Source organism: Bacillus sp. DX4.1 (assembly GCF_030348195.1).
In the GTDB taxonomy this organism is placed as follows: domain Bacteria; phylum Bacillota; class Bacilli; order Bacillales; family Bacillaceae_G; genus Bacillus_A.
Window position 1 is genome coordinate 3,616,922 of the sequence record NZ_JAUCFT010000008.1, and the last position, 25,261, is coordinate 3,642,182.

The following is a 25,261-nucleotide window of genomic DNA, read 5'->3' on the forward strand; positions in this document are numbered from 1 at the left end:
GTATTTTTTATTTCCTGAAAAGCCCGATGAATCGAAACTTCACCTTATTTCACAAAATAAAGTGTATTACTTATTTCGTGAAATATTTGTAATGAACTTATAACGATCACCGCGATAAATACATTTTACGTATTCTAACGGCTGTTCGCCATCTGCATACGACCATTGTCTCATAACGAGTACAGGTGCTTTTTTCGGAATATGCAGATGTGCTGCTTCGTCATCCGTTGCAATTGACGCTTCAATTGCTTGGGTAGCACGAACAAGTTTAAAGCCTAACTTCTTCTCTAAATGTTCGTACAGAGATTGTTGTAAAATTTCTTCGTTAATATCTTTTACAAGAGCTGGCGACAAATATGTCGTCTCAAAAGCAATCGGCTCTTCATCAGCTAAGCGTATACGCCTCACTTCATAAACCGATTCCCCCTCTTGTATTCTAAGCCGGTCTGCTAATTTAGCAGTAGCGGAAACCATGCGGAAGCTTAACAATTCACTGCTCGGATTCATGCCACGGGAAATCATATCCTCTGTAAATCCAGTCATACCTTGCAGCTTCTGTTCTACTTTAGGAAGTTGGACAAACGTTCCAATTCCACGTTTTCGATATAAATATCCTTGTTCCACTAAGTTATTAATCGCCTGTCTGATTGTCATACGACTTACTTCGAACTTATCACATAGTTCATTCTCAGATGGAATTTTATCTCCCGGCTTCCATTCGCCGTCCTCAATTAGCTGTTTCACCCACTCTTGAATCTGATAATAGATCGGAAATGGTGAATACTTGTCGATGTTCATCAGCAATCGCCTCACTGCATAAAGATAGAGCTTCTGGATCTGCGATTACGATTACATTCGGATGACGTTGTAAAACTGTTGCAGGACACGCTTCGCTATATTCACCTTGCAATAATTCTTTGATTGCTTCTGCCTTTTTTGGACCCATAGCAACAAGTAGAATTTGTTTCGCTTTCATAATGCTTCCAATACCCATTGTAATCGCATGAGTTGGCACATCTTCTTCTTTTTCGAAGAAGCGAAGATTTGCTTGGCGAGTAGACTCTGTTAATTCTACAATGTTAGTTGGAGAATTAAATGATGTCCCTGGTTCGTTAAATCCGATGTGACCGTTTTCACCGATTCCAAGAATCTGTAAGTCAACTGGGTTAGCTGTTAGAATGCCTTCATAACGCTCGCATTCTTCTTTCAAATCACTTGCCATCCCGTTTGGTACATAAGTTTCTTTGAAAGGAAGATGATCAAACAACTGTTCTTGCATAAAGTAATGATAGCTGTTTTTATCTTCATGTGGTAAATTTACGTACTCATCTAAGTTTACAGTGGTTACATGACTTGTATCAAGTTTATTTTTTCTCATTTCTGCATAAATCCCAAGTGGAGAGCTTCCTGTAGCCATTCCTAATGTTGGATTTTCTTTAGAAGTCACAACTTGTTCAATTAATTTAAAGCCTGCTTCAGCTAATTCTTCTGGAGTTTTTACAACGATAATATTCATCAGTTTATTTCCCTTCTTTCATATGAATTCCTAATCGAACCGTATCATATACATGTAAATCTTCAGACATCACAACAAAGTCTGCATCTTTTCCTGCTTCTAAAGCACCTTTATTACTTAATCCGAACTCTTCTGCTTGGTTAACAGATGTCATAAGGACAGCTTCTTCCACAGAACATCCTGTGAACGCAATTATATTTCGGAACGCTTGATCCATTTTCAAAATGCTACCAGCCAATGTTCCATCCTCTAAGCGTGCACTTCCACCTTTTACATGTACAGGCTGTCCACCAAGTTCGTATAAGCCTTCTTCTAAACCTTTAGCACGCATCGCATCAGTAATGACACTTACTTTTTTAGGTCCTTTTAATTTGTATGCTAGTTTCACCATATCTGGGTGAATATGAATGCCATCTGTAATAATTTCAACCATTACATCTGGATTTAATAACACATGACCAACTACACCAGGTTCACGGTGATGTAAACCACGCATCTGATTGTATAAGTGAGTAGCATGCGTAATATTTCTATTTTTCAACTGCGCATCAATTGCATCTGTATGACCTATTGTGCCAACTACACCAGTTTCAGCGAGATATTGTTCAAATTGTTCTGCACCTTCTTCTTCTGGTGCATACGTTACTAGTTTAATTAAATTACCACTTGCTTCTTGCCATTGTTTAAATTGTTCAATATTCGCTGGGACGATGTGCTCAAGAGGTTGTGCTCCTGCACGTTTTTTTGAAACATACGGTCCTTCTAAATGAATATATTCAAAATGCGCTCCTTTTTCTTTCGCTTCTTTTGCAGCACTTAAAGCTGCTTCAATCGCTTCTGGAGCTTGCGTCATTGTTGTTGGGAAGTAAGTTGTAACTCCTTCTTTTAACATTTCTTTACCAAGAGTTACTAAACCATCGCTATTTGCATCCATCGCATCAATATCGTATCCACCATGAATATGAATATCGATCATACCCGGAATCACAATCTTTCCTTGTGCATCAAAAACAATTTCATTTTCTTGTGATACATATTGAGCCATCAAACCAATTTCTTCAATTTTTTCTGTATAACGAATAAATCCACTTTCTATTACTTCGTGACCTGTATAAATGTTGGCATTGATGACAACTTGCGTTTTCATTTTCATCGATCCTTTCCCATGAAATACCTACTTATTATTATTATCTATTTGCCTATTCCCATCATAATATATACACGAGTAGTTGTCTAGACATTCAAAGTAAATTTCCTTTTTCATAATCGAAAAAAGGAAATTTACTTTTCTTTTCTAATTATAATATATGTGATTCACTTTTTCCAAAAGGAGACATTGAGCCTTTTATCCCCACTGATTAAAGTTTCACTTTATGAAACTTTAATCAGTGGTTCCTTCTCTCTCATTTATTCTCGTGTATTTTACTATATAATAAAAATATACGAAAAAACTATATGCCAGTTACTTTAACAATGGGAGGGGCATATTTCCCCACATTGCAATATGATCTCCATCTGTTTCAATTTCTATCGTTTTTTTATCAGTTGTATACATCAGCACACCATATCGTTTTAACCTTTTTACTACACTTTGATGTGGATGTCCGTACGGATTCTTTTTATCATAGGAAATAATAGCAATTTGCGGACTCACCTTTGCTAAAAAACGTTCTCCAGTCGAAGTATATGATCCATGATGCCCTACTTTTAAAACATCTGCATGCACATCATACTGCTTTATTATCTTATTTTCAGTCTGTACATCAGCATCTCCCATCAATAGAAAATCAGCTTTTCCATACCTAATTTTTAAAACAATAGAGGATTCATTGTTTTCCATTTTTGATTTCCCATCGTTTAATACCTGTATAGAAACATGGGGATCTAGTGGAATATGCTGTCCTTGTTTGACACGAACAAACGGAATTCCTCTCTTTTTAATACTTCTCCTATATGTATGATATGTAAAGGAACTATATAGTTTCCCACTATCTAATACAAGTGAAACTGGCATTTGTTCTATAATGGGAATCAATCCACCTATATGATCCATATCTGGATGGGTACCCATGACAACATCTAAATGCTTAATTCCTTTTTCAACTAATTTTTGAATAATTACCTCACCTGCCCCATAAGGTCCTCCATCGATTAACATTGTTTGACCATTAGGTAAAGAAATGAGTGTTGCATCCCCTTGGCCTACCTTAAAGAAACTAATCTTCATTCTCCCTACATGTGGACGTGGCATAGAAAAGGAGGCAGCAGTATGAACGGATGTCACATATCTTTTTGCAAATGCACTGTTTAATGTAAAGCACAATAAAACAGAAACTAACAATAGAATCATTCGTACACCTTTCATAGCTCGTCTCCTTTTTTCATTTAGTATGACGCTCTATGTATTTCATATACAAAAAAAGCTTAGCAAAGTGCTAAGCTACGATTTTGACAATTCTTGTAAGGATCCAAAGAATAAGTCTGCTTCATTCATTTCTTCATTTTCTTCAGAAAGAGAAGGCAATTCCTCTAACGTTCGCATTCCAAACGTATCTAAAAACTCTTTCGTCGTACCATATAAAATAGGACGACCTGGCCCTTCTGCTCTGCCTGTTTCTTTGATAAGTAAATGCGAAACTAGCGTTTGCAAGGCACGATCTGTTTTCACACCTCGAATCTCTTCCATTTCTGTTCTTGTAATTGGTTGACGATACGCAACAATCGCCAATGTTTCAAGAGCTGCCTGGGAAAGAGAGGCTGCTGTTGGTGTATCCATTAACTTTTGGTAATACGTTGCGTGCTCTTTTTTTGTAGCAAGGCGATACACCTTTGCATATTGCACGATTTGTAAACCTCGCTGCACACTTTCACATTCTCTTTGCATTTCCTCAACAATCTCAATTACATCTTTCTTTTCAATTTCGAGTACTTTCGCAATTTGTTCCGGATAAATTCCTTCATCCCCTGCAACAAATAAAAGTCCCTCAATAATTGCCATCTGTTCTTTTCTATCCAACGGACAATCTCCTTTCTCATATCTTTTTCATACAAAATATACATACTAAAAACCGAATCACAGTATAGCGTGTCCGGTCCAACATTCCTTCTATTGTTCCAAGCAAGATACAGTGAAATTTCAATCAGTGGGAGTTTTTTCAGCTCCCACTGATTGTTAGCCCTTACCAATCAGGCTCTTATGGACAGTTATCTTCCGCCTAACCTCTTTGTTTCCTCTAAATTTTGAGATAGGGGCCTTACTGCTCGTTAGAACGGGATAAAGTGAAACTTTAATCAGTGGGGGTATTACTGCCCGATAATGCGTGATAAAAAGATTTCATCAAAATTGTGTTCTTGCTCAATGACGATTTGTTGATTTTTCATTAGTTCGAGCACTGCTAAAAACGTTACAATCATAACTTCACGCTCTTCATCAGCAAATAAATCATAGAAGCTTTGGCGACCGCCCACTGTTTCTAACTGCTTTAAAATGTCAGTCATGCGTTGTTCAATCGGTATTTCCTGACGAGTGATCCGCGTTGTTACCGGGCGTTGTATTTTTTTTCGACGTATAAGTTTTTGAAACGCTGCCAGCATATCATAAAGTGTGACATCAAGGGGCAGGTTTGTATCTTCGTCTTGCTGAAACGATGTAAAATCGATCGGTGGACGTGTATAAAGCTGTGCTCTTTCTTGTTCTCTCTCTTTTAATTCCGTAGCAACTTGCTTATATTTTTTATATTCAATTAACCGCTCCATCAATTCTTGACGAGGGTCATCTATAAAGTCTTCACCATTATCAGGTACATCTTCTTCTTGTTTCGGTAACAACATTTTACTTTTAATTTGTAATAGCGTTGCAGCCATCACTAAATACTCACTTGCAACATCTAATTGCAATTCTTTCATCGTATGGATATAGGATAAATATTGCTCTGTAATTTCCGCTACAGGAATATTATATATATCAATTTCATAACGATGAATTAAATGTAACAATAAATCTAAAGGCCCTTCGAAAGCCTCTACTTTAAAATTGTACTGCACAAAGCATCCCACCACATTTTTTCTATAACAACATAAGTATAGAGCATACTTATGTTCTATCCAACCTTTTTCAGAAATTTAGTTAAAAATAGACGCCTGCCTACGCAACAATGCCCACCCTCTTCATATGATAGCAGTGTAAGAAGTAGAATGTAGGAGGTTAAAAACTATGGGCCATGTTGATGGTTTTCACGGCGGCTTCGCTTTACTTGTCGTGCTATTTATTTTATTAATCATTGTAGGCGCGGCTTGCTTCTGCTAATGCAGAATATAATAAGCGGCTAGAGAATACTCTAGTCGTTTATTATTTATGATAAACTGTACATAAGATTGTTTAGACAGGAGCGAAAAAGGATGTATCCTACAGCATACATACAATTTTTAATTCATTTTCATGGAGATTATGATTACTTTGAGTGCCATGAAGTGCTAGAAGAATACTGGAAATTAAAACCACGTGGAGAGCGTGACGACTACTTGGTTGGTTTTATTCAAATTGCCGTTTCGTTATATCACCATAGACGCTCGAATTGGAACGGTGCAGTACGAATGATGAAAAGCGCAATCTCGATTTTAGAAAAAGAAGGTGACCAAATACACGCATATGGTCTAGACCACCGAAAACTAATACCCTTGCTCAAAAACCACTTACAGTCCACCCAGAACGGCGAACCTTTCGCACACCTATTTTTACCCTTTGCGGATGCTACATTAGAACAAACATGCATACAATTATGCACAAAAAAGGGCCTGCTTTGGAAAGATACTGCCTCTATACAAACTGAATATATTGTCCATAAACATACGTTACGTAACCGAAGCGACGTAATCGCCGAACGAAACGAACAACTAAAAAAAAGAAAGCAGAGATAACATGAATCGTATCTCTGCTTTTACGAATGTATATTCTGTTCAAATCCCTTACATTTTTCACAAAAACTAGCAGTTTGTTCATTACCACAAATCGTAACATCTTGAAACTTGAATCTCAATTCTTGAACCATCTTCGTACCAATCCCCATATGACGATGCGATGGATTCACACTAAGATGTTGAATTTCTAATACATTTCCTTCTTTCTTTATAACCCCGAGTATCCCGACAAAATCATCGTTCTGTTTCCATAAATACAATTGCCAACTATCATTTACGTCATATTCTTTCATTGTCAATTGTAATTTTTTTACATCTTTTTCGGTTGGCATAAAAGAAAGAAGCCCCATTGCAATCTTTTCATAACTTTTTTTAAAACGAATTAACATAAACCTTATCCCTTCTTACAAAAGTTACAAACCATGTATCCCCTCAACCACTATTTCTATACCATGTCTATTCTACAATATTTTCACTATAGTGAGAAGAGCCGCCAAAACAACTTGATAATCATACAAAGAGAACATAGGAAAGTCAAATGTATAAGAGTTCCTGATTTCGCACTGATGAAAGTTTCATTGTATCATATGTCGTGTTACTAAAGACTGCTCTCATAGTCAAAGTAAACCCCATCTGCAAAGACGTTTCGTTATCCTTCGTTATTTGCTCCCTCTACCTATCATTTACTTCATGATGCCTACAAATTCCTGTTTATAAAGTGAAACTTTTCTTCTTGGGCTTTTTCTTCATCCCCTACTGATCATTAGCCCTCACCAATCGGGCTTTTACAGGCAGTTTATCCCTCACCTAACTTCTTTGCTTCTTACAGAATTTTGAGGTGGGGGCATTACTGCCCATGAATAGCGAGATAAATAAAAAAAGAGCGCATAACGCTCTCTTTAACTTATTCTTCCCAAACTTTAACTTCTTTCATTACATCGCCTTGACGCATGTTTAACACTGTTTCAATGCCACTTGTGGCTTTACCAAATACAGTATGAACGCCATCTAAGTGCGGTTGTGGCTCATGAACAACAAAGAATTGGCTACCACCAGTATTACGGCCAGCATGCGCCATAGAAAGTGATCCAACTAAATGTCTATGAGGATTTCCATCAGTTTCACATGGAATGGAATAACCAGGACCACCTGCTCCTGTTCCTGTTGGGTCTCCACCTTGGCTTACAAAACCAGGAATAACTCGATGGAAAGTAACTCCATCATAAAAGCCCTCGTTTGCTAATTTTTTAAAGTTCTCAACTGTTTTTGGTGCTTCTTCTGGGAAAAATTCTAATTCGACTTTTTCACCATTTTCCATTAATATGTATCCTAAAGTTTTCATACGTATATGTCTCCTTTCAACTATCTCAGCACTATATTACCATATTCATGCCCAGAAACAAAAAGAATCCGACAATCTGTATACTTCTTTTTTAAAATCACCAAGAAGACGGATGACAAATTTAAAAAATATACTATAATTACTCTGTTGCCCGAAAATTTCATAAAGAGAAAGGGAGCGATTTTTGGTGAAAACGAAACTATTAGCTCTGCTATTAGCTGTTATGGTATTTATGATTCCAACAGCTTCATTTGCAGACGTGATTGAGGGAGAATCAATCGTTACACTAGGAGAAAATTTATCTGAACAACAAAAACAACAACTTTTAAAAGAAATGAAAGCACCAAAAGATGCGCAGATCATTACAGTATCTAATGCAGAAGAACATAAATTTTTAGATGGTGTTGTGCCAAAAGCACAAATTGGAACGAAAGCTATTTCCTCTTCCATGATTACGTATACGAAACCAAGGTCTGGTCTTATTGTACGAACAAATAATATTAATTGGGTAACAGATGCAATGTATACGAACGCATTAATTACAGCTGGTGTAAAAGATGCCGAAATCCAAATTACCGCACCTTTTAAAGTATCAGGAACTGCTGCTTTAACTGGTTTGATGAAAGCTTACGAAACAACAGCAAACAAAGAAATTCCTGAAGAAGTAAAAAAAGTAGCAAATGAAGAAATGGTACAAACTGCAAAACTTGGTGATCAAATCGGTGAGGAAAAAGCGGTTCAGCTTGTAGCAAAAGTAAAAGAAGAAATTGCCAAAGAACAACCTCAGACAACAGAAGACTTACGTGCACTTATTAAAAAAATTGCTGATCAACTTGGAATTACGCTAACTGATGAGCAATTAAATAACTTAGTTGCGCTGTTTGACAAAATGAAAAACTTAAACATTGACTGGAATCAAGTAGGTGACCAGTTAAATAAAGCGAAAGAACACGTTTCTGCCTTTTTAGGATCTGAAGAAGGACAAGGTTTTTTAGAAAAGCTAAAAGGTGTATTCTCTAGCTTTATTGACTTTATTAAATCATTATTTAATTAAAAAAGCTCGTCATTGACGAGCTTTTTTCTTATACAAGTAACGGTAGTTTCATAATTGCTTCCTCTACAGAACGAACAACATGCTGTGCCTGGTTCTTCACATATGGATGCGCATGATGAAGCGTAAAAGAATGCGGTGTTACTGTAAACATGGAAACATCATTGAAAGAATCACCTATGCACGCCACTTCATGTGACTCTATCTGCAAATGTTCCATTAAAAGCCTCAGAGCACTTCCTTTACTAATACCAATTGGCATAATATCTACATATCGTTTGCCGGAAATAAAAACTTCAGCCTTCTCACGAAATGCTTCTCTTAACTCTTGATCTAACGAAACAATTTTTTCTTCTTCCCCGTACACAAATAACTTCGCAGGATGAATCGTTTTGCCAAATTCTTTTTCTAACGTCTCCATTTCAGCAATTTGTACACCCATATATTCTTCAAATAAATGATGATGTTTATTTTTCTTTTTCGTATATCTTTGCTCTTTTGCACATACAATATCAGCCAGTCTTTTTTCATGTATATATCGATATATTTCCTGGGCAACTTCGTCATTAAACGTCGATTCATGCAGCATCTGTCCGTCTGGTAATAACATAATCGCTCCATTTAGCCCCGTTGTATAATACGGGAACGAAAATTGTCTAACCACATCATGAATACGGTGTGTAAAACGACCCGAAGCAAAACAAATATTCGTCCCTTTTTCCGCTAGCCAACTGAGTGCCTTTTTATCTTCTTTATGAATACGGTTCGCATTATAAACGAGCGTATCATCTAAGTCACTTACGAATAATTTAATCATGCCTTTTCCCCTCCCTATACAATGTCTACTCTAATTGTACGAAAGAATTGTTAGGTTTTTGTTACAAAACAATAAATTTATAACAAAAAATAAGCAGGAATAAAATCCTGCTTATTTTTGTCTACGAATATCTTGTGGATGCACGATGCTAGGACGCACTTTTAAGCTAGACATTGTTGGGCGAATTAAAATCTTCGTTAACGCTCCCCAATCAAATGGTAAGAACGGCCATAAATATGGTGTTTGTAAACTTTTAATAGATGTTAAAAATAAGATTAACATTGTCATCCCAATAACAAATCCCATTTCATGGAATAAGCCTGTTAAAATAATTACAAACAATTTTCCTATTTTATTTCCTAACCCCAATTCATAACTTGGTGTTGCATATGATCCAATCATTGAAAGTGCTGTATATAAAATAACTTCTGGAACAAATAACCCAACATTAATTGCAATCTGGCCGATTAAAATTGCTGAAATAAGACCAGCAGCTGACGATAACGAACTTGGGGTATGAATCGCTGCCATTCTTAAAAATTCGAGCCCAATATCCGCCATAATAATTTGCAATAAAATAGATAGGTGCGTCATTTTATTCGGTCCAATAAAAGCCATTTTCTCCGGTAATAATGTTGGATCTAAAACAAATACGAGCCAAAAAGGCAGCAAAAACAGTGAAAATAAGATACCAACAAATCTTATCCAGCGTAAAAATGTACCAACCGCTGGATTTTGCCTAAACTCTTCTGCGTGCTGTACATGATGAAAATACGTTGTTGGCGTAATCATAACACTTGGAGATGTATCAACCATAACTAATACATGACCTTCCAATAAATGATTGGTTGCTACATCTGGTCTTTCTGTATAACGAATGAGAGGGAAAGGATTATAACCTTGCTTTACTAAAAACTCTTCCACCGTTTTATCTGCCATTGTAATCCCATCAACCTCGATATTTTCCAACTCTTGTTTTATAATTTTAACTAAATCGGGATTTGCAACATCCTGTACATATGCAACACAAATATCAGTTTGTGACCTTTCTCCTATCCGAATGATTTCATGACGAAGACGTGGATCACGAATACGCCTTCTTATTAATCCTGTATTCACAATAATATTTTCTACAAAACCATCTCTTGCTCCGCGAACAACTTTTTCTGTATCTGGTTCTGTTGGTGTTCGTCCCGGATAACTACGGACATCAATAGCAAAAGCTTCTGTTTCACCTTCTACAAAAATAATAATGAGCCCACACAATACTTGTACAATCACATCATCCATCGTTTTTACTTTGCTTACTTGTTGATGAATAAGACGATTTTCTAACAGCTTAACCGTATCTTCTGTAACGTCTCGAATTTCATTTGTATCCACTGCTTCTTCCAAAATTGGAATGATATAATTTGTATCACATAACCCATTTACAAATAAGACACCAATTTCTTTATCAAGAACTTGAAACTTACGAATCCCGACATCAAATGTAACGCCAAGTCCCACTGTTTGTTTTAAATAATTTTCATTATCACTCAAAAAGGAAGAAATCGGGATATTAACTTTTTTCTGTTTCGTCATAAAATCCACTCCTCTCTAAAATTAATTGAATCGCTTTTTTCGTAATTGGTGATCCTCGTTTCCACTCATCATTTCCACACATTTTCCCAACATCACCAATCCCAACAATGACAGGGACGTTTAATTCGTCTAGACAATAAATTGTATCTCCGTTAATCCTGCCAATTTCACCATCAGGAAGACCAAATTTATCAACACCGTATTCTGTTAATCGGCCCTCCCGATCCACGCTTACATCAACACGTGCCCACTCCCAATGATGCGTATTAGAAGCAACAGCTAAAATGCCAAGTACATCAATTTGTTTATGTGTCGCTACATACTTTAACGCCCGTTCACCTGAACCTTCTCCGATATATCCACTATCATCAAACATGACAAAAACAGGGTCATATGGCGTTTGCATAATGAGCTCAACAATCTTTTTTCCCGTTAATTTTGTTGGATTGCTTTGCGATGCTGAAATGCATCGACCTCCAAACTCTTTTGCCAAAAATGCGATTGTTCGCTGTGCATATTCGTCTCCATCTGTCACCAAAATAACCCTTCGTCTCATTTGATTTATCCTTTCGGTTTACATATAAGTGCTACTAAAAACGCAAATAGTATTGCTGCTGAAATACCTGCGGAAGTTAATGTAAACATTCCAATTCCTATCCCTAGATACCCATGTTTTTCAGCAGCTTCCAGTGCTCCATGTAAAAGGGAATGCCCAAAGCTTGTAATGGGAACCGTTGCACCTGCACCTGCAAATTTTATGAGTTTGTCATATAATCCAAAGCCATCTAAAATGGCCCCAGCTACTACAAAAGTCGCCATCAAGTGTGCAGGCGTTAATTTTGCGAAGTCTAACAAAAGTTGTCCGACTACACAAATTGTTCCTCCAACAATAAATGCATATACAAAATCCACAATTCACACCCCTTTGACTCTTTCAAATACAACACCGTGTGCAATCGTTGGAATGGTTTCTTTTTGCTGTATCATAATTGGACTTAATAAAGCTCCTGTTGCTACTACAAAAATGCGTTGTAAATTTCCTTTTTTCATTTCTTGTAATAAATGACCATATGTAACAACTGCCGAACAAGCGCATCCACTTCCCCCCGCAAAAACTTGCTGCTGCTCACTATAGATCATTAAGCCGCAATCATTATATACATTTCCCAAATCATACCCTTCCTCTAGTAGAAGCTGCCGCGTAATAGGTGCCCCGACCCCTGACAAATCTCCAGTAACAATGAGATCATAATCAGCCGCACTTCTCTGTAAATCTTCAAAATGCCGTTGAATGGTATGTGCAGCAGCAGGTGCCATCGCTGATCCCATATCAAAAGGGTCTGTGATTCCTAAATCTTGCACTTTTCCAATGGTTGCAGCCGTTATTCTAATACTGCTCCGCTCTTTACTAATTAAAGCTGTTCCCGCTCCTGTAACAGTCGATGTCGCTGTCCCTGGCCTTTGACCACCATATTCCGTTGGATAGCGAAATTGACGTTCTGCTGTCGCATTATGACTACTCACCGTGGCTATCACACGATTCGCAAATCCTCCATCAATAAAGGCCGCTCCAACTGCTAATGTCTCCATCGATGTGGAACAAGCACCAAACATACCTAAAAAAGGAATTCCGAGATCTCGGGCCACATAATTCGCTGTAACTGTCTGATTTAATAAGTCTCCTGCTAAAAAGAAATCAATTTGCGAAGGCATTACATTTCCCTTTTGTATTACTTGCTGAATTGAATCATTCATAAGCCTTCTTTCAGCAAGCTCCCAGTTCTCTTCCTCACAGTGCAAGTCACCATACGAAACATCAAAACAATCTCCAAGAGGACCTTCCGCTTCTTTTGGACCGACAGCTGTACCTGTTGCATTCACAAATACATTATTTTGAAATACCCATGTTTGCTTCCCTGTCAATCTCATATCCATCCTCCTTTGGCTACATCAAAAGTTGAAATGTATATCGAATGAGTCCAACAATATACGCCCCCACAACCCCAAATACAATTACACTTCCAGCAAGTTTAAACATATTTGTAGCAACACCAAGTACAATCCCTTCACTACGGTGCTCCATTGCTGCACTTGCCATTGAATTTGCAAATCCTGTAACTGGAACGGCAGAACCAGCTCCTCCAAATTGACCGATTTTATCATACACACCAACCCCCGTTAACAGAGCAGATAATAATACAAGAGTTGCTACAGTAGGGTTTCCGGCCTCTTGCTCACTAAAGTGAAAATAATGCATATAAAACTTCATCAATACCTCGCCTACTGTACAAATCAGTCCCCCCACAACAAAAGCCTTCACACAGTTCATGACATAATTTGGTTTCGGGTGATAATCTTTTATTTTATTTGTATAATCATCTTTTAATTTATTTTGTGTCATATTATACCCTCCTACCTTGCGAAATAAATCCAATGAAATAAAGAACCGATTACTTTTCCAAGTACAAGTGCAACAAGTAAAATGACAATCTTCCCATCAACGCCCACTCTTTTTGCCAATATCGGCAAAACATTTAATACTTCTGTTAAAGCAGCAGCAAGCATTCCAACAAACGTACCGCAAAATAAACCAAGTATAATGAGCCAGTACTGCGATGCTAGAAACGTTACATCCCTCAAGCTGCACCATGCACCGAGTAGAGAACCCAAAATAACAGCCCATTCAAAAAATTGAATACGATGACCACTTCTCGTTAATTGAGCTAACCGTGGAATGACACCAAGCACGGCTAGAAATGCGACATATCCTCCTCCAACCGCAATCCCACCAGCTAATCCAACGATCATTACCACTCCATACTCAATCATCTGCAAGTTGTTTTGCACTCTCGTTATTCTCGTTTATCATGACATATTGATCGAGAGACTGTTGATACTGGAACATTTCAACTTCTAACGGACTCGGCTCTTCATTAATTCGTTTTTGAAATACATGATTAAAAAACAAAATCATCCCGAGGCCAAGCCCTAAAGAATATGGAATTTGAAAAAGTAGCGGCTTGTTGCTGAACTTTCCTGTAACCATGTAATACAACCGTTGATGTACTTGCTGCATGCTTACATCTTCATGAAAATAAATAATAGCAAGAGCCGCCCCGACAAAAAGCAAAATCCAAACTATCGCAAAGAAAAAAGGATTTACTTTCTTTTTTTCATAGACAATTTCAACAAGGGTCTGCGCCGGTCCAAACAAATTAATTTGTACATGCTGCGTAGTTTGTTGAATCATTTGAATAACTTTCATAGCATCAATTACTACATGTGTTTTATCACGCTGTGTAATTTTATATACGAGCTGCTTTTTTATTTTTGCTACAACACTGGTATCTCCGACTACTTGTGCAATATCCTCAATCTTCACTTCATATGAAGGGGATACTTGCAGACGATTTCGCATTTTGAGATAGATTGTTTGTTCCACTCAGAGCTCACCTCTTCACTATTCCTCGTAGTTGTAGTATGGTTTCTGGAAAATTTTCTAATACAACTTTTTTTCACAAAAAAAACATCTGCACCAGAACAGTGCAGATGTTTTTGATTTACGCCTTCTTTTTTCTAAATAAATTTGCAATACTTAAAACTAAGCCACCCCAAATGATAACTATTCCAATTATCATCATCATAATTGCTGATCCACTCATTACGAAGCACCTCGCTTTTTCCATTCTTTTTCAAGCTGAGCAGACTCTGAATGAATTTGTGAATTCCACTTTTTTAGACTAATAATCAATGCGACTACAAGAAATGCTGCCGCAAGCACCCAGCCATAAGTAACAACAAACTCTGTTGGATAATCCCCGTAGTTCTTTTGAATATTTTGAATGAATCCATCAATTAACATATACCCTAACATCAACGGTGTAATAACGAGTAAACTTACTCTCCAAAACATTCCTAGCTTAATATCTGATGTAAAGTTCGCATGATTTTGATAGACTGGCAAACGGCGAAGAATCAATCCAACAGTCACAACCTCTACCAATGCAATTACAATCAATCCAAAGTTGTTGGCAAAATAATCGACAACATCTAAGAACATAAGTCCACCACGCGTTGCGAACACAAGCGAAACAAGTACGAGAAGCGTTCCCATAATCCCAATTGTTTTTTGACGGCTTAAACTAAATTTTTCAGAAACAGCTGCAAAACACACTTCCGCTAACGAAATTAGCGATGTAATTCCAGCTACAGTTAACGACAAGAAGAATAAAACGCCAAATAGTGGTGACAGAGGTAACTCGTTAATAATTTGCGGAAATACAACAAACGCGAGTCCCACTCCAGCACTTGCTACTTTATCAACCGGAACCCCCATGTTATTTGCCATAAAGCCAAGTGCAGCAAAGACACCGATTCCAGCTAACAGCTCGAACCCTGAGTTCGCGAATCCAGTAATAAACGCATTATTTGTTGTATCAGAGTTTTTCGGTAAATAACTAGAGTACGTAATCATAATTCCAAACGCTAAAGATAAACTAAAGAAAATTTGCCCGTAAGCAGCAAGCCATACTTTTCCATCTAAAATACGGCTCCAATCTGGTTTAAAAAAGGCATCAAGACCTTGCATAGCACCTTCCATCGTAACAGCACGAACAACAATAATGAGGAACATAACGACAAGAAGAGGGATAAAAATACGATTTACTACTTCAATGCCTTTCTTAACCCCTTTAAACGCAACACCTAGCACAATAATCCATACAAGCGCAAGTGGAATCAATACTTCGGGCACAAGACCTCCAAATTGTCCCGGTTTATCCGCAACTTGTAAATACTCTTTAAATAAAAATGCTTCCGTGTCTTTCCCCCACGCTCCAGTAAGCGAAAAGTACGTATAGGAAATGGACCAAGCAATAATAACCGCGTAATAGGTTGAAACAATAAATGTAACCGCCATTTGCCACCAACCAATAAATTCAGCACGCGGACTTATGCGAAAGAACGTAAGTGGTGCTGATCCACGGTGACGATGTCCAAGAGCAAATTCAAAAGCTAATAATGAGATACCAGTCGTTAATAACGCAAATAAGTACGGTAAAAAGAATGCTCCTCCCCCATTTTCATACGCCGTGTACGGAAAACGCCATATATTCCCCAGTCCAACGGCAGAACCGATTGCTGCAAAAATAAATCCAGCTCTCGTTCCCCATTGTTGCCTCGTTTCCATGTTTTCTTCCCCCTTTATGACAAGTTATACTTGGATTATATTTCAAATTTAGTAAATATTCAATAAATTCAGTAAATATTTTCTAATGATTGAAATTTTTTTATTATGGAAAGGATAACAACAATAGAAAAAATTGACATTCCTATTGGCATTAACTTCATCCCTATTTATGGAAGAGAAACTCTTCCATATCTTGCTCCCATCAAAGCTTGAACTGAATTATTACCGTTTCTTAGAAAAAATAAAAAAAATCGAATAGATGGCTATTCATCTATTCGATCTTTCATCTGCTTCAATATTTTCTTTTCAAGCCTTGATACTTGTACTTGCGAAATCCCAATTCGCTCAGCTACTTCTGATTGTGTCTGGTCTTTGTAATAACGCAAATATACGATTAATCGCTCGCGCTCATCTAATTCTAGAATTGCTTCTTTTAAGGCGATTTTATCAAACCATTTCGTTTCGGTCTGATCCGCGATTTGATCCAATATAGTAATTGGATCTCCATCATTTTCATAAACCGTTTCATGTATGGAAGATGGGGTCCGACTCGCTTCCTGCGCCAGAACAACCTCTTCCGGCGTAAGTTCAAGCGCTTCCGCAACCTCTGTAATTGTTGGAGCTCGTCCATACTCTTTAGAGAGCTCATCTTTCATTTTTCGAATTTTATTTCCGGTTTCTTTTAAAGATCGACTGACCTTTACTGAACCGTCATCACGTAAAAATCGCTGAATTTCTCCAATAATCATCGGAACTGCATATGTTGAAAATTTCACGTCGAAAGATAAATCAAATTTGTCCACCGATTTCAAGAGGCCAATACAGCCGATTTGAAACAAATCGTCTGGTTCATATCCCCGATTTAGAAACCGCTGTACAACCGACCATACAAGACGCATATTGCTTTGGACAATAACATCTCTTGCTTGTTGATCTCCACTTTGACTTTTTTGAATTAACGCTTTTAACTCGTGGTCCTTTAACTGAGCCTTCTTCTTCTCATTTCTGACCTCTATGTCCATAGGCGATTCTCCTTAATTGCATAGAGCGTTACTATTTGATAAGTACTTCGTCAAATGGATTGTTGTCCCGAAAGATTCGTTTGAAATAACTTCTACTTCATCCATAAAATTTTCCATGATAGTAAATCCCATTCCGGAACGCTCTAATTCAGGTTTAGTTGTAAAAAGAGGTTGCCTTGCCTCGTCTAAATCAAAAATGCCAACCCCTTCATCTCGAATCGTGAGTTTCACCATTGCTTCTTCCAAAATCACTGAAATGTGAACAACGCCTTCTGCATTCCCTTCATATCCGTGAATAATTGCATTTGTGACCGCTTCAGACACAACTGTTTTAATTTCTGTCAATTCTTCCATCGTTGGATCCAGTTGTGCAATAAAAGCAGCAACCGTGACGCGAGCAAACGATTCATTTTGACTTAATGCTGAAAATTGAAGGTTCATTTCATTTCTCATCTATGCCACCCCCAACGTCGCGAGCGCATGCGCTTCACTTTCTTCTAACCGAATAATTTTAAACAGACCCGACATTTCAAACAAACGTTTCACAGGAGGAGAAATTGCACAAACGACCATTTCTCCTCCTAAACCTTTAATATGTTTATATCTGCCTAATATAACGCCAAGACCAGAGCTATCCATAAATGTCAATTGCTCCAAACTTAATACAATATGATGAGTACGATGCGTCTCAATCATATCCGTTACTTTCGCTCGCAACTCTTCAGCAGTATGATGATCTAGTTCGCCCGCTAGCCGAACACATAAGACGTCACGCTTTACTTCTAAATGTATGGAAAGACTCACACGATTTCCTCCTTATGCTCAAACTTTACTCATTTACATAAGTTTTCGAGAAAATAAAATAAGAATCCTTCCCCTTGACAAAAGAAGTACTATTTCGTCATAATGTGAATCTTTCAGCAATTATTCTACTTTTTTCATGTATGCAATAGGAAAGCGGCAATGCATTTGTCGCTATTTTGATGTTGAAAACATCCCAAAACTTCTCTTAAATAATTCCCACCAGCTTGCTGCGGCAACATCTTCTTTTGCCACAATTGTTTGCTTTAATAAAACATCCTTACCCTTTTTGACAACAAGTGTACCGAGTGCATCGCCTTTTTTAATCGGCGCCTTTACTTTCTTTTCAGCAATAACTTCTTGTTTTACCTTATCCATACTTTCGCCCTTTTTCATTAGAAGCGATACATTTTCGGATGCGATTAAATCTACCTTTTCTTTCTTACCTTTTCCCACGTTGACAGTCTTAATTTTTTCGCCTCTCTTATACAACTTCTTCGTTGTATATTGGCCAAATGCATAATCAAGGAGCTTTGTTACCTGATTATTGCGCTCTTTTGAAGTTGGCGCTCCCATCACAACAGAGATAACACGCATTCCATTTTTTTCTGCTGAAGCTGTTAAACAATATTTCGCCTCTGTCGTAAATCCTGTTTTTACTCCGTCCACGCCCGGATAAAAACGAACTAATTTATTTGTATTCACAAGCCAAAACTTTTTCTCTGTATCCTCTCGTAAATAATCCTCATATTTCCCTGTATATTTTCGAATTAATGGATACTTCATCAACTCTTTTGCCATAATTGCCATATCATGTGCTGTTGAGTAATGATCTTTCGCTGGAAGACCGGTTGGATTTTGAAAATGTGTGTTTTTAAGTCCTAAATCCTTTGCTTTTTTATTCATCATGTCTACAAAACCTTCTTCTGAACCAGCGATATGCTCTGCAACAGCAACAGATGCATCATTTCCAGATGCAATTGCAATTCCTTTGAGCATTTCATTCACTGTCATTTCTTCACCAGGCTCAAGAAAAATTTGTGATCCTCCCATTGAAGCTGCATGTTCACTCGCTCTCACTTTATCTTGCAACTTTAGCTTTCCCTTCTCAACTTGTTCCATAATAAGCAGCATCGTCATAATCTTTGTCATACTAGCAGGCGGTAACTTTTCATTCGGACTTTTTTCAAACAAAACTTTACCTGTATCTTGCTCAATGACAATTGCTGACGATGCTTGCTCCGCTAACTTTGGCTTCGTTTCTACCGCTGTTTTTTCAGGCTGCGTTTTCTCAGACTGTGCAAAACCAACTGGAATAGCGGAAAGAAACAACATGAAACAAACAAGTACTCCAACAACTCGCTTCATGACTAACCCTCCATTCTATATCAAACCTATTTTTTCCAAATAATATGTTTTTATACCATATTTTTCTATAAATTCATATTGACAAACGACTTGACTGCATATATTGTATTAAGTGTATTACACCGTATAGTACACTTAAATTTCATCAGGAAGGAGACATTGCTCTTGCACATTCAACTTGACCCAAGAAGCAACACTCCGATATGGGAACAAATTGTTCAAAATATAAAAGAACTGGTGTTAAAAAGGATGTTAGCGCCAAACGATAAATTGCCATCTGTACGTGAACTCGCTTCATTACTTGTCATTAATCCAAATACAGTCAGCAAAGCTTATCAAGAATTAGAACGACAAGGGATTATTGAAACATTGCGGGGAAAAGGCACATTTGTTTCCCAATCGATTACACCAATATTGGATGAAAGGAAAATCGCTATGGTTGAAAAACAATTTCATCAATTATTACTAGAAGCTTCTTACCTCGGTATTTCAAAAGAAAAAATTCATGATTGGATTGATTCATACTATAAAGAATTAGGAGGGAACGCACATGCTGAAGGTGGCGAACATCCAGAAAACCATTGATAATCAAGTCGTATTAAACAATATTTCTTTCACATTACAAAAAGGAAGTATTGTTGGATTACTTGGCAGAAACGGTGCGGGGAAAACAACTTTACTCCGGACACTTGTTGGTATTTTAGACCCAGATGAAGGAACTGTTACATATGACGATATGGATGTTCATAAACACCCTGAAATCAAACAAAAGGTCGCCTATGTACCGGATTCTACTAATATATTAAATGGGTATACAGTAAAAGAAATCGCGAAGTTTTATAAAGCAGTCTATACAGCATTTGACGAAAACTATTTCTATCAACTATTGGAACGCTTTAATTTACCTAATAAACGAATTCGCAGTTATTCAAAAGGTATGAAAGCATTGCTTGCTATCATTTTGGCTTTTTGTACAGGCGTAGAATATATTATTTTAGATGAACCAACAAATGGACTTGACCCAATTGTAAAAAGACAAGTCCTTCAGTTTGTAATTGAAGAAGTAGCAGAACGAGAGATTACAATTCTCATTTCTACTCACCACTTAGATGAAGTAGAAAAAATCGCAGATACAATCATCATTTTAAAAGATCATACAGTTGCATCCATCACAACATTAGAAGATACAAAATCTTGCTATGCGAAAATCCAAGTGGCATACGAACGGTCGCTACCACAAAAGCTAGAGAATTTATGTAATATAAAAATATTAAATCAAACAGGAAAAGTGTACACCATCTTAATCGAAGGCAACGTGGCAGTTACATTAGAAAAATTTCATAAAGAACAGCCTCTCTTAATAGAAGAATTACCAATGTCACTTGAGGATGTATTTGTGACGACATTTGAGGAGGGGTCACATGTTTCATAAAGCGTTATGGATGCGACAGTGGAAACAAGGAAAATATATTATTCTACTGTTTTGGTTAAGTAGTTTATATTTGCTACCGTACCAGTATTATAATAAAGCACAAATGGCACTTAATAGCTCAAAAATGAAAATTGATGATTATGTTTATTATTATTCCTACTACTTTGATGCTCTTGAAACTACCTTTGCACAGGGTATCATTCTCATTGCACTCGCTTGCCTCTTAATTGGATGGGAACGTAACAATCAATCTACTGATTTCTTGTTATCAATGCCGTTTAAGCGAAAAGATATCTTTTTAACAAAATGGTTGTTTGGCGTTTTGAATATCATTACAGTAAATATCATTTGCTGGATAAGTATGTATGAAATAAAGAACGTATCGTTTCACGATCAATATCAAATCTTCACTCCGTTCCACACGTACTTTTTATTTGCTACGGTTGTACTTATTGCGACCTATACATTTGCTTTATTTATCGGCACTATTACCGGAAATATTTTCTCACAAAGCAGCTTAACTGCAATTCTATTATTTCTACCGTACGGTTTAGTATTATTAATATCCGGGTTTGTTTACACCCATACACAAGGGTCAGTAGAAGCCATGGGCGAAATAGAACGGAAAACTCATGCGTACTTACAACATCTGGATATCGTTTCACCATTAGAATCTTTTAATATTAATTTTGATTACCACCCTATAGAAAAATTTGATGACCAAGGAAATAAAATTTCTAGTTTACCACAGGAAAATCCAATGGAATTTACATCTATTTCTTCTCCTTGGAGACTCTTAACACCATTTGCTTACATTATTACCTTTTTACCGATTGCGACTTTTCTTTATACACGTGCTCCGAACGAACAAAACGGAAAAATATTATTGTTCCCGGGGTTACAGAAATGGTTCATGTTCTGCACCGTTCTTTGTTTTGCTTTGTTTGGCGGAAGGTTACTCGGTGGAAGAGATGCACTCCTTGCTTATTACGTCGGTTTTTTCATAACCAGCATTATGAGTTACTTCGTTTTTACTCGCCTACTAAAATTAAAGTTTTCTTTTGGCGGAAAATAGCGATAGTGATTAAAGCAGGAAAAATAAGTATTATTTGAGGTGACCTACATGTTTCATAAAGCATTATGGCTTAGAAATTATAAACAAGGAAAATATGTTATTTGGCTCTTTTGGCTAAGTATTTTATACGCGTTGCCCTATAAATATTATACACACGCACAGCAAATGGCTGAATATTTTCGTATAAAAAAAGATGACCCTTATTATATGTATCATTTAGGAGGAGCTGACACCATACTATTTCCTGCTCTTCTATTAATCGGATTAGCTACCCTATTAATAGGATGGGAACGCAATAATCAAACAATCGATTTACTTTGGTCTATGCCCTTTAAACGGTCGTACCTATTTTTATCCAAATGGTTGTTGGGTACCGTTCATATTGTGAGTGCACTTAGCTTCAATTGGCTTCTTATGTATATCATCTACAGGAACACGATACATGCTCAATATCAATCATTTTCGCCGTTTCATTCATACTTTATACATACAATCATTACATTAATTGCAGTCTATACGTTCACACTCTTTATTGGAACAATTACAGGAAACATCATCTCGCAAAGTGCGTTAAGTTATATTCTCATAGTTTTCCCATTATATATTTTCCAGCTAGTGTTCCCGTTCTTTGCATTACATGTAGATTTATCGCAAAAGGAATACAATTATAATTATAATAAGTACGCAACTTATACAGAAAATGCAAGTATGGTAGCTCCTCTTAATCATTTTCGCATTAACTACGACTATAATTCACAAAGGGAACCTATAGAAGATGAATTCGGAAACATACAGGAAGGACCTACTTACCATCATATCTCGTCTGTTTGGACACTCATAAGTCCTACTATCTATATACTCATTTGTCTTCCGCTAGGAACCTATTTATATACGCGCGCTCCAAATGAGCATAACGGAAAAATACTGCTATATCCAAAGCTTCATGTATATTTTTCAATATGTACTTCTATTTGTTTCGCACTTCTTGGCGGTATTGTTTTTACTGACGGCAGTGATTCTTTACCGCTTTACTATATTTATTTTATAGGATCTGGCATACTGACATACGCTATCTTACACCGACTGTTAAAGCATAAGCTTTCTTTACATGCAAAATAACCTCCTCCCCCGAGGAGGTTATTTCACATTCTCTCGTCTTTCTCCATACTGCTTCTCTTCCATCATCCCAAACCCATCACCATTTTCAACAATTTGATCTGTCGGTGCGACCACACTTTCAGCAATTTTCCAATCTCCTTTTTCTTTCACAAATACTTGGAGGAAATAATTCATTCCATTTAATTGATATGGATTTTCCTTTTTCACTTTATACCTTACCGCAACATAGTAAACTTGAATATTTTCTTTTCCGGCTCTTGAAACATATTGAGATAATCTTGGAATGTACACCGATGCTTTTGCAAATGGTAACTGCTTCACTTTTACAAGAGATGAACTTGTCACATTGCGCAGCGTATCTTTATGACGGATGTTATCACTATGGTGGAATAACACTGTATTCTGCATAGAACGAACCCATAACTTTGAATATAATACCGGCTTATCATTCGCAATGTATTGCACTTCTTTTTGCACAACTTGAATGGGCGTATCAGCATACATCAATTTACTAAAGCAAAAAAAACTTCCTATAATGATTATAAGCGAAACAATTTGTTTCATTATTTTTCCTCCGATACTTTTTAGTTAAAGTATCGGAATTTCAAAATAGTTTTATTCAAAAGAAAAAGGATAGGAAAGCACTTTGCTTCCTATCCTCATTTATTATAATACGCGACCAAATAAATCTAACACCATTTCAATTTCTTGATCGCTCCATCCTTGAAATTTCTCTCTATAATATTCTTTTCGTACATTTTCAAGCTTTTCCGCAACTTCTTTTCCACGATCTGTAATTTCTAGGTACACAATGCGGCGGTCGGAATCAGAACGTTTTCTCGTGACAAGGCCTTTACGAACAAGACGGTCTGTTACCGCTGTAATATGACTAGATGTAACGTTGACTTCATTTGCAATTTGCGATGCCATTTGTGGACTTTTCCAAAACAATGCACGTAGTACAGAAAACTCATTCCATGGCATATACTCTGAAAAAAGTTCATTAATATCATTTTGTAATAAACGTATCATTTTTCGAAATGATGTAGATAAATCTAAAATAAGCGCTTCTCTTTTTTCGTTCACTAGCCTCGACCCTTTTTTTATAATATTTACACATATTATAATCTATAAATACCTACATTGTATATGTTTTCTTTCCCCATGATTTTCAATTCTGTAACTTATTTCATTAAATTTTCTTTCCTTTCGTTCATATACATATAGAAAGGACGGTGAGCGAGAATGCAAGTTGGTATGAATCCATATTCACTTGATATCCGCAATGCAAAAGAAGCTACCATCACTGTGCAAGGAGAAGGAATTGTAAAAGTCAAACCAAATGTCGTCGTGTTAACCATCGGCGTTAGAAGTGACAATAAAAATGTGAAACAAGCGCAGGAAGAAAATGCGATCCAATCCAGGCAACTACTCGACGCACTCAAACAGCTGGGCATTGCCGATAAGGATATAGAAACAATCTCTTATACAATTACACCGCAATATGAACATATGAATGAGAAACAATTATTACAAGGCTATCGAGTTGAACATTTGTATGAAATTACCGTTTTAAATGTTCAAAAAGCTGGGGAAGTATATGATATAGCAGTTACCAATGGAGCAAATGTCGCAAAAGGATTACGGTTTCGTGTATCCCATCCAAATGCATACTATCAGCAAGCACTATTACAAGCGGTGCAACATGCACAGGAAAAAGCTCGTGCCATTGCGAGTACATATAATCTAAACATCAATCCAGTCCCTCTCTCCCTCGTTGAAGAATCAGCACAAATACCGCGTGAAGTCGTTTCTTATGCTACGTTACATGCACAAGCCGCTCCGCCAATTCAATCAGGGGAACTCGAGGTTATTTCTTCTGTTCGCGCTATTTTTACTTATTTGTGACGTAATAATAATTTAAAAAGTAACCGTTCTCATTTTCACTGTTGTAAAAACATTTTGTTTTGATATAATAAAGAACGGTGAACCCTTACAGAAGGGATATCACGGGTGGGAGAGGGATATG

The 25,261-nt window shown here is 37.0% G+C and carries 32 protein-coding genes; 8 read left to right on the forward strand and 24 right to left on the reverse strand.

Translation table 11 applies throughout. The features are described from left to right. Positions 1-66 precede the first annotated feature (66 nt). The 6 genes from phnF to QUF99_RS21330 form a co-directional block, all read right to left on the reverse strand. The gene (gene phnF, locus QUF99_RS21305) at positions 67-798 is read right to left on the reverse strand and encodes a phosphonate metabolism transcriptional regulator PhnF (RefSeq protein WP_289372673.1); all 732 of its coding nucleotides are present in this window, start codon (positions 796-798) and stop codon (positions 67-69) included. Continuing rightward, complete coding sequence (locus tag QUF99_RS21310) at positions 728-1,516, reverse strand: glucosamine-6-phosphate deaminase (protein ID WP_289372675.1); 789 nt, start codon at positions 1,514-1,516, stop codon at positions 728-730. The genes phnF and QUF99_RS21310 overlap by 71 nt, the downstream gene beginning before the upstream one ends. 4 nt (positions 1,517-1,520) lie before the next feature. Further along, positions 1,521-2,663 (reverse strand): N-acetylglucosamine-6-phosphate deacetylase, encoded by a 1,143-nt coding sequence (gene nagA / locus QUF99_RS21315; RefSeq protein ID WP_289374728.1) that lies wholly within the window; start codon positions 2,661-2,663, stop codon positions 1,521-1,523. A gap of 315 nt (positions 2,664-2,978) precedes the next feature. Then, entirely contained in the window at positions 2,979-3,881 is a 903-nt protein-coding gene (locus tag QUF99_RS21320; protein ID WP_289372677.1) for a ComEC/Rec2 family competence protein, read from the reverse strand. Positions 3,882-3,956: 75 nt separating this feature from the next. Next, on the reverse strand, positions 3,957-4,532 hold the full coding sequence (gene scpB, locus QUF99_RS21325) for an SMC-Scp complex subunit ScpB (RefSeq protein ID WP_289372680.1): 576 nt from the start codon (positions 4,530-4,532) through the stop codon (positions 3,957-3,959). 287 nt (positions 4,533-4,819) lie between these two features. Next, a complete protein-coding gene (locus QUF99_RS21330) occupies positions 4,820-5,560 on the reverse strand; it encodes a segregation/condensation protein A (protein ID WP_289372681.1) in 741 nt (246 codons plus the stop codon). 169 nt (positions 5,561-5,729) lie between these two features. On the opposite strand from QUF99_RS21330, the gene QUF99_RS21335 reads away from it, so the two are divergent. Together QUF99_RS21335 and QUF99_RS21340 are read left to right on the forward strand one after the other, a co-directional pair. Next, positions 5,730-5,822: a YjcZ family sporulation protein gene (locus QUF99_RS21335; protein ID WP_286121744.1), complete on the forward strand. Its 93-nt coding sequence runs from the start codon at positions 5,730-5,732 to the stop codon at positions 5,820-5,822. A gap of 92 nt (positions 5,823-5,914) precedes the next feature. After that, entirely contained in the window at positions 5,915-6,433 is a 519-nt protein-coding gene (locus QUF99_RS21340) for a DUF309 domain-containing protein (protein WP_289372684.1), read from the forward strand. 20 nt (positions 6,434-6,453) lie between these two features. On the opposite strand, the gene QUF99_RS21345 is transcribed toward QUF99_RS21340, so the two are convergent. Next, positions 6,454-6,822 carry a GNAT family N-acetyltransferase gene (locus QUF99_RS21345; protein ID WP_289372685.1) on the reverse strand — a complete coding sequence of 123 codons (369 nt, stop codon included), beginning with the start codon at positions 6,820-6,822 and terminating at the stop codon, positions 6,454-6,456. Between the two features lie 515 nt (positions 6,823-7,337). Continuing rightward, positions 7,338-7,775, reverse strand: a complete 438-nt coding sequence (locus QUF99_RS21350; RefSeq protein ID WP_289372687.1) for a peptidylprolyl isomerase — start codon at positions 7,773-7,775, stop codon at positions 7,338-7,340. 187 nt (positions 7,776-7,962) lie between these two features. Between QUF99_RS21350 and QUF99_RS21355 the strand changes: the two genes are divergently transcribed. After that, complete coding sequence (locus QUF99_RS21355) at positions 7,963-8,829, forward strand: DUF1002 domain-containing protein (RefSeq protein WP_289372688.1); 867 nt, start codon at positions 7,963-7,965, stop codon at positions 8,827-8,829. Between the two features lie 28 nt (positions 8,830-8,857). On the opposite strand, the gene QUF99_RS21360 is transcribed toward QUF99_RS21355, so the two are convergent. The 14 genes from QUF99_RS21360 to QUF99_RS21425 all read right to left on the reverse strand — a co-directional run bounded on the left by QUF99_RS21360 (position 8,858) and on the right by QUF99_RS21425 (position 19,606). After that, on the reverse strand, positions 8,858-9,643 hold the full coding sequence (locus QUF99_RS21360) for an HAD family hydrolase (protein WP_289372689.1): 786 nt from the start codon (positions 9,641-9,643) through the stop codon (positions 8,858-8,860). Between the two features lie 111 nt (positions 9,644-9,754). Beyond that, positions 9,755-11,227: a spore germination protein gene (locus QUF99_RS21365; protein WP_289372690.1), complete on the reverse strand. Its 1,473-nt coding sequence runs from the start codon at positions 11,225-11,227 to the stop codon at positions 9,755-9,757. Continuing rightward, positions 11,205-11,783 (reverse strand): stage V sporulation protein SpoVABEA, encoded by a 579-nt coding sequence (spoVAEA, locus tag QUF99_RS21370; RefSeq protein ID WP_289372691.1) that lies wholly within the window; start codon positions 11,781-11,783, stop codon positions 11,205-11,207. Before spoVAEA ends, QUF99_RS21365 begins: the two co-directional genes overlap by 23 nt. A 5-nt stretch (positions 11,784-11,788) precedes the next feature. Beyond that, a complete protein-coding gene (spoVAE, locus tag QUF99_RS21375) occupies positions 11,789-12,139 on the reverse strand; it encodes a stage V sporulation protein AE (protein ID WP_289372693.1) in 351 nt (116 codons plus the stop codon). A 3-nt stretch (positions 12,140-12,142) separates the two neighbouring features. Then, positions 12,143-13,156 (reverse strand): stage V sporulation protein AD, encoded by a 1,014-nt coding sequence (spoVAD, locus tag QUF99_RS21380; RefSeq protein WP_289372695.1) that lies wholly within the window; start codon positions 13,154-13,156, stop codon positions 12,143-12,145. A 16-nt stretch (positions 13,157-13,172) separates the two neighbouring features. Beyond that, on the reverse strand, positions 13,173-13,628 hold the full coding sequence (gene spoVAC / locus QUF99_RS21385) for a stage V sporulation protein AC (RefSeq protein WP_289372697.1): 456 nt from the start codon (positions 13,626-13,628) through the stop codon (positions 13,173-13,175). 11 nt (positions 13,629-13,639) lie between these two features. Further along, complete coding sequence (locus QUF99_RS21390; protein WP_289374730.1) at positions 13,640-14,056, reverse strand: stage V sporulation protein AB; 417 nt, start codon at positions 14,054-14,056, stop codon at positions 13,640-13,642. After that, positions 14,049-14,669: a stage V sporulation protein AA gene (locus QUF99_RS21395; protein WP_289372700.1), complete on the reverse strand. Its 621-nt coding sequence runs from the start codon at positions 14,667-14,669 to the stop codon at positions 14,049-14,051. Before QUF99_RS21395 ends, QUF99_RS21390 begins: the two co-directional genes overlap by 8 nt. A gap of 118 nt (positions 14,670-14,787) precedes the next feature. Then, the gene (locus QUF99_RS21400; protein WP_353958407.1) at positions 14,788-14,913 is read right to left on the reverse strand and encodes a methionine/alanine import family NSS transporter small subunit; all 126 of its coding nucleotides are present in this window, start codon (positions 14,911-14,913) and stop codon (positions 14,788-14,790) included. Beyond that, a complete protein-coding gene (locus tag QUF99_RS21405) occupies positions 14,889-16,415 on the reverse strand; it encodes a sodium-dependent transporter (RefSeq protein ID WP_289372702.1) in 1,527 nt (508 codons plus the stop codon). The genes QUF99_RS21400 and QUF99_RS21405 overlap by 25 nt, the downstream gene beginning before the upstream one ends. Before the next feature lie 263 nt (positions 16,416-16,678). Then, the gene (gene sigF, locus QUF99_RS21410) at positions 16,679-17,437 is read right to left on the reverse strand and encodes an RNA polymerase sporulation sigma factor SigF (RefSeq protein WP_289372703.1); all 759 of its coding nucleotides are present in this window, start codon (positions 17,435-17,437) and stop codon (positions 16,679-16,681) included. A gap of 12 nt (positions 17,438-17,449) precedes the next feature. Further along, positions 17,450-17,890, reverse strand: a complete 441-nt coding sequence (spoIIAB, locus tag QUF99_RS21415; RefSeq protein ID WP_289372705.1) for an anti-sigma F factor — start codon at positions 17,888-17,890, stop codon at positions 17,450-17,452. Further along, entirely contained in the window at positions 17,891-18,241 is a 351-nt protein-coding gene (gene spoIIAA / locus QUF99_RS21420; RefSeq protein WP_286121760.1) for an anti-sigma F factor antagonist, read from the reverse strand. Between the two features lie 171 nt (positions 18,242-18,412). Next, positions 18,413-19,606: a D-alanyl-D-alanine carboxypeptidase family protein gene (locus QUF99_RS21425; RefSeq protein WP_289372706.1), complete on the reverse strand. Its 1,194-nt coding sequence runs from the start codon at positions 19,604-19,606 to the stop codon at positions 18,413-18,415. Positions 19,607-19,771: 165 nt separating this feature from the next. On the opposite strand from QUF99_RS21425, the gene QUF99_RS21430 reads away from it, so the two are divergent. From QUF99_RS21430 to QUF99_RS21445, 4 genes are read left to right on the forward strand one after another with little or no spacing between them, the layout of a single operon-like run. Then, positions 19,772-20,191: a GntR family transcriptional regulator gene (locus QUF99_RS21430; protein ID WP_289372708.1), complete on the forward strand. Its 420-nt coding sequence runs from the start codon at positions 19,772-19,774 to the stop codon at positions 20,189-20,191. Beyond that, on the forward strand, positions 20,157-21,038 hold the full coding sequence (locus tag QUF99_RS21435) for an ABC transporter ATP-binding protein (RefSeq protein WP_289372710.1): 882 nt from the start codon (positions 20,157-20,159) through the stop codon (positions 21,036-21,038). The genes QUF99_RS21430 and QUF99_RS21435 overlap by 35 nt, the downstream gene beginning before the upstream one ends. Further along, positions 21,028-22,113, forward strand: coding sequence for an ABC transporter permease subunit (locus tag QUF99_RS21440; protein WP_289372711.1), 1,086 nt, complete (start codon positions 21,028-21,030; stop codon positions 22,111-22,113). Before QUF99_RS21435 ends, QUF99_RS21440 begins: the two co-directional genes overlap by 11 nt. 48 nt (positions 22,114-22,161) lie before the next feature. Beyond that, positions 22,162-23,232, forward strand: a complete 1,071-nt coding sequence (locus tag QUF99_RS21445; protein ID WP_289372712.1) for an ABC transporter permease subunit — start codon at positions 22,162-22,164, stop codon at positions 23,230-23,232. A gap of 18 nt (positions 23,233-23,250) precedes the next feature. Here the strand turns inward: QUF99_RS21445 and QUF99_RS21450 are convergent, their stop codons facing one another. Both QUF99_RS21450 and QUF99_RS21455 read right to left on the reverse strand, forming a co-directional pair. Then, positions 23,251-23,796, reverse strand: coding sequence for a hypothetical protein (locus QUF99_RS21450; protein ID WP_289372716.1), 546 nt, complete (start codon positions 23,794-23,796; stop codon positions 23,251-23,253). A 102-nt stretch (positions 23,797-23,898) separates the two neighbouring features. Then, positions 23,899-24,318 carry a MarR family winged helix-turn-helix transcriptional regulator gene (locus QUF99_RS21455; RefSeq protein ID WP_286121767.1) on the reverse strand — a complete coding sequence of 140 codons (420 nt, stop codon included), beginning with the start codon at positions 24,316-24,318 and terminating at the stop codon, positions 23,899-23,901. 159 nt (positions 24,319-24,477) lie between these two features. On the opposite strand from QUF99_RS21455, the gene QUF99_RS21460 reads away from it, so the two are divergent. Further along, complete coding sequence (locus tag QUF99_RS21460) at positions 24,478-25,140, forward strand: SIMPL domain-containing protein (protein WP_289372723.1); 663 nt, start codon at positions 24,478-24,480, stop codon at positions 25,138-25,140. Positions 25,141-25,261 lie beyond the last annotated feature (121 nt).